This window comes from Rhodococcus sp. R1101, assembly GCF_000278445.1.
Classification (GTDB): Bacteria; Actinomycetota; Actinomycetes; order Mycobacteriales; family Mycobacteriaceae; genus Rhodococcus; species Rhodococcus gordoniae.
Window position 1 is genome coordinate 1 of sequence record NZ_AJVB01000267.1, and the last position, 5,313, is coordinate 5,313.

A 5,313-nucleotide genomic window follows, 5' to 3' on the forward strand; every position below is an offset into this window, starting at 1 on the left:
CCCACGACCGGGTCGTCCGTCTCGTGCTGCGCGATCTGGTCGAGTTCCTCGGCGTCGATACGTGCTTCCTTCGCTACAACGACCACGACATTCGGCGCGACGATTCTGGTGGCGGAATGGCCACCCCGCGAACACGTACCGGATCCGGATCCTTTGGGGGTGGTCTACTTCCACAGTGCAGACCCCGTCATGGCCGCAGCCCAGGACATGAAGGAACCGTTGTTGACCGAGGGGAACGATATGAACGGTCTGCAGGCGGGGAAGGACACGCAGGGTTATGCCGACCGGGTGTTCGCCGCCTCCGGGATGTCCGGTGTGTCGTTGGCGGCGGTCCCGCTCGTGTCCGGCCGGATCACGACAGGCACATTGGGGCTGGTGAAACAGACGACGCGGCCGTGGAGCGAGGAAGAGGTCAACGCCCTGACGCTCATCGCGGCGCTGCTCGCTCAGGTACAGGCACGCATCCGTGCAGAGGAGGATCTCCGGCGGGCGGCCTACCACGACTCGCTCACCGGCCTGGCGAGCCGGCGCGCATTGTTCGAGTATCTCGACAAACGGCTGGAGGACGGCGCTCCCGGTCCCGTGGGAGTGTTGTTCCTCGACCTCGACAGGCTCAAGGCGTTGAACGATTTCCTCGGGCACAAGGCCGCCGATTCGTATCTCTGCCGTATCGCCGATCGCCTCTCCGAGGGAAGTGAGCCCGACGATCTCGTCGCCAGGCTCGGTGGCGACGAGTTCGTGGTCGTACTGTCCGGTCCTTCGTCGCCGGCGGAGGCGACGAAACGGGCGGAAGTGCTGCAGGAGGTGGTAGGGGCATCCGTCGCGCTCGGCGGTCAGACCGTCGGCCGAGGAGTCAGTGTCGGCGTGGCACTCGGAACTCCGGGGCAGGTAGGTTCGGCGACCCTGCTCAGCCGTGCCGACCAGGCGATGATGGTGGTCAAGCGTCAGGGTGGCAACGGTGTCGGCGTGTTCACCGAGGACATGAACGAGAAAGGGGACCGGCGCACCATCATCGAGATGAACCTGCGGACATCGATCGATGATGATCACCTGACCTTGGAGTATCAGCCGGAGATCGACCTCCGTACGGGCATGATTCTCGGCGTCGAAGCTCTGGTGAGGTGGAACCACTCGCCGCTGGGGCTCCTCCAGCCGGGGGAGTTCGTCGAGGTCGCCGAATCCACGAATCTCGCCGGCGAACTCGGTGAATGGGTCATCACGCGTGCATGCGCGCAACTGGCGGGATGGAAACGTGAGATTCCGGGACTGCGAATCACCATGAGCGTCAACGTTTCGCCGGTTCAATTGGTGTCGCTGGATTTCGATGCGACGGTGAAGTCCGTTCTTCGACGCTACGATCTGGACGGTTCGGAGTTGTGCTTGGAGATCACCGAGAACGTCGTTGTCGGTGACCTCCAACGGACGAGGGACACCCTGCGACGGCTCGAGAGGCTCGGAGTCCGAGTCGCGATCGACGATTTCGGTACGGGATACAGTTCGCTGGGACATCTGAAGTCCCTCCCTGTGGACACTCTGAAGATCGACCGGGGCTTCGTGCAGAATCTCGATCACAGCGAGGAAGATCGGGTCATCGTCGATTCGATAGTGGGCCTGGCCTCGTCGTTCGGACTTCGAGTCGTTGCGGAAGGAGTCGAGTCGACGGGAGCGGTGAGAGAACTTCTGGATCTGGGTTGTGTACGCGCTCAAGGATTTTTGCTGAGTCGGCCCGCGACCCCGGATCGACTCGTGGGGATGCTCCGTGCCGGCAGGATCCGGCTGCCCTGGAGTCCGGAAGGTGGGGTAGGGGCAAGAAGGTCCATGGCACGGCGATGCCGGGAACCATTCTGATGGTTGGTTATTGTGCTATAAAAAATCCTAGGGTATGTTTTTGACGGCAGGATGCTCCGGGCTTCGACGCAGGGTTCTCATCGACTCGTGCTGAGCGCAACGGTGCGTCTCGGGAATCTTCGGGGGAGTCCGTCCCCTCGCGGACTCCACCTTCCCGACCGGCGCCGGCGGTCTTCGGGGGACTGTCGGCACCGGCCTGCTCTTCCTCCCGTGTGGAAGATGGAAGGGTGCCGTCCGATCGAGAACCCCGACGCTGGCTGTGGCCGGTGGTCCTGTTCAGTGCGCTGATCGCCGTCGTCTTCGTGGCGGTCGAGTCCGCCCTGCACTCACCTCGGCAGCCGTCCGTCGAGATCCCCGACGGCGTCCCCCCGGCGCCCGGCCTCCCCGTCCCACCCATCGATGTGAACGGTCCCGGCCGCACGGCCGCGCAACTCGCCGACTGGGCCGAACCCCAATCGCGGGAGCTGGGCATCCCCGTCACCGCCCTCGAGGCGTACGGGCACGCGGCGGTCGTCCTGGCCGTCGGCACGCCGGGGTGCGGCCTGTCGTGGACGACCCTCGCCGGGATCGGCAACGTGGAGAGCAGCCACGGCCGGTTCGGCGGCGCGTCCCTCGCACCCGACGGCAGCGTCTCTCCTCCCATCCGGGGTGTCCCGCTCGACGGCACCCGGGGCAACGCCGAGATCCGCGACACCGACGGGGGCCGACTCGACGGCGACCCGGTCCTCGACCGGGCGGTCGGGCCGATGCAGTTCATCCCCGAGACCTGGGAGAGGTGGGGAGTCGACGCGAACGGCGACGGGATCGCCGACCCCGACAACATCGACGACGCGGCCCTGGCCGCGGGCCGCTATCTGTGCGATCGCGGTGGCGACCTGACCACCGCGGAGGGATGGACGAACGCCCTGATGGCCTACAACCGGTCCACCGAGTACCTCATGCTCGTCCGCGACCGCGCCGCCGCCTACGGGGTGGGAGTGCGGCCGTAGACGGCACCGCGCCGGGCCTCGGGCGCGCCTGTGCCTCACACGCAGGTCGCGACCGTTAGGCTGTCCCCAGCGTGCAGACACCGCAGCGTGAAAGTCCATCGAAGGAGAATCAGCCAGTGGCCATCATTGAGCAGGTAGGAGCCCGCGAAATCCTCGACTCCCGTGGCAACCCCACGGTCGAGGTCGAGGTGCTGCTCGAGGACGGAAGTTTCGCCCGCGCTGCAGTGCCGTCGGGCGCCTCCACCGGCGAGCACGAGGCCGTGGAGCTGCGTGACGGCGGCGAGCGTTACCTCGGCAAGGGCGTCGAGAAGGCCGTCGAGGCCGTCCTCGCCGAGATCGGCCCGGCCATCATCGGCCTCGACGCCACCGAGCAGCGCACCGTCGACCAGGCGCTCCTCGACGCCGACGGCACCCCCGACAAGGGCCGTCTCGGCGCGAACGCCCTCCTCGGTGCGTCGCTCGCCGTCGCGAAGGCCGGCGCGGAGTCGTCCGGGCTCGAGCTGTTCCGCTACGTCGGCGGCCCGAACGCCCACATCCTGCCCGTTCCGATGATGAACATCCTCAACGGTGGCGCCCACGCCGACACCGGCGTCGACGTCCAGGAGTTCATGGTCGCGCCGATCGGCGCCCCGACCTTCAAGGAATCCCTCCGCTGGGGTGCCGAGGTCTACCACTCCCTCAAGTCCGTGCTCAAGAGCAAGGGCCTGGCCACCGGCCTCGGCGACGAGGGCGGCTTCGCCCCCGACGTCGCGGGAACCAAGGCCGCGCTCGACCTGATCAGCGAGGCCATCGCCAAGACCGGCCTGAAGCTGGGCAGCGATGTCGCGCTCGCGCTGGACGTCGCGGCCACCGAGTTCTACACCGAGGGCACCGGCTACGCCTTCGAGGGCCGGAACCGGACGGCCGCCGAGATGGGCGCCTTCTACGCCGAGCTGCTCGGCCAGTACCCGCTGGTCTCCATCGAGGATCCGCTCAGCGAGGACGACTGGGAGGGCTGGGTCGCGCTCACCGAGGCGATCGGCGACAAGATCCAGCTCGTCGGCGACGACCTGTTCGTCACCAACCCGGAGCGCCTCGAGGACGGCATCGTCCGCGGCGCCGCGAACGCGCTGCTCGTGAAGGTCAACCAGATCGGCACCCTCACCGAGACCCTCGACGCCGTCGACCTCGCGCACCGCAACGGCTACAAGACGATGATGAGCCACCGGTCCGGCGAGACCGAGGACACCATCATCGCCGATCTCGCCGTCGCCGTCGGCAGCGGACAGATCAAGACCGGCGCGCCCGCCCGGTCCGAGCGTGTCGCGAAGTACAACCAGCTGCTGCGCATCGAGGAGTCCCTCGGTGACGTCGCTCGCTACGCCGGCGAGCTCGCCTTCCCGCGGTTCTCCGTCGAGGGCTGACCACCGGCATGAGTCAGCGCGGTAGATCCCGTCCCGGCGCGAGGCGTATCCGCACCGAGGGTGTGCCCGGCGCCCGGCGTCCGGGCCGGGCCCGGCCCGCGGGATCTACCGCCCCGGCCGAGCACTCGGCCGAGAACGCGGGTGCCCGGCCTGCCGGCCGTGAGGACCCCGTTCATTCGTCGCCCGGTCGCGGCCGACCGGGCGGTTCGGGGCGAGCCCGGCCCACCCGGGTCGGTGCGCCCCGCGACTCCCGCCGCCCCCGCACCGAACGCACCGTCCTGGGCCTGTCCACCGGTCGCGCCGTGGTGCTCGCCCTCGTCGTGTGCGGTCTCGCCCTCACCCTCGCGGTGCCGCTGCGCACCTACGTGAGCCAGCGCTCAGAAGCCGAACAGCTCGCGGCCGAACGCGTGCAGCTCGAACAGGAGATCGCGGCCCTCGAGGAGCAGAAGGCCCGCATGGAGGACCCGGCCTGGGTCCGCGCCCAGGCTCGCCAGCGGCTGCGGTTCGTCGTGCCCGGTGAGACTCCCTACCAGGTGCAGCTTCCGGGTGACGCTCCACCCGAACGCGAGGAGCGCGAACCCGAACGGCCGACGACCGGCGCCTGGTACAGCGACCTGTGGCTGTCGGTATCCGAGCCGGCACCCGAACCCCAGCCCGAACCCGTGCCGCAGCAGATGCCTGTGGCACCCCCAGAACCAGGAGATGTCCCCGGGTGACCGATCCAGTCACGCAAGAAGACCTCGACGCCGTCGCCGCCCAGCTCGGGCGCGAACCCCGCGGGGTCCTGGCCATCGCCTACCGTTGCCCCGACGGTGCGCCCGGAGTGGTGAAGACCGCGCCCAAGCTGCCCGACGGCACGCCCTTCCCGACGCTCTACTACCTCACCGACCCGCGCCTCACGGCCGAGGCGAGCCGGCAGGAATCCGCCGGGGTCATGAGGGAGATGACCGAGCGTCTCGGCACCGACGAGGAGCTGGCCGCGGCCTATCGGCGCGCTCACGAGTCGTACCTGGCCGAGCGCGATGCGATCGAGTCGCTCGGCACCGACTTCACCGGCGGCGGCATGCCCGAGC

The 5,313-nt window shown here is 68.5% G+C and carries 5 protein-coding genes; all 5 read left to right on the forward strand.

Features of this window, described 5'->3' with window-relative positions:
• A partial coding sequence (locus R1101_RS27025) for a putative bifunctional diguanylate cyclase/phosphodiesterase (RefSeq protein WP_232284766.1) occupies positions 1–1,848 on the forward strand: 1,848 nt, incomplete at its 5' end.
• Between the two features lie 266 nt (positions 1,849–2,114).
• Positions 2,115–2,837 carry a lytic transglycosylase domain-containing protein gene (locus tag R1101_RS0115585; protein WP_016934316.1) on the forward strand — a complete coding sequence of 241 codons (723 nt, stop codon included), beginning with the start codon at positions 2,115–2,117 and terminating at the stop codon, positions 2,835–2,837.
• Between the two features lie 116 nt (positions 2,838–2,953).
• The gene (eno, locus tag R1101_RS0115590; protein ID WP_016934317.1) at positions 2,954–4,240 is read left to right on the forward strand and encodes a phosphopyruvate hydratase; all 1,287 of its coding nucleotides are present in this window, start codon (positions 2,954–2,956) and stop codon (positions 4,238–4,240) included.
• 8 nt (positions 4,241–4,248) lie between these two features.
• Positions 4,249–4,956 (forward strand): FtsB family cell division protein, encoded by a 708-nt coding sequence (locus R1101_RS0115595; RefSeq protein WP_051017558.1) that lies wholly within the window; start codon positions 4,249–4,251, stop codon positions 4,954–4,956.
• Positions 4,953–5,313 (forward strand): DUF501 domain-containing protein (locus tag R1101_RS0115600; protein ID WP_016934319.1); only part of this gene is annotated, 361 nt, incomplete at its 3' end. The genes R1101_RS0115595 and R1101_RS0115600, both read left to right, overlap by 4 nt.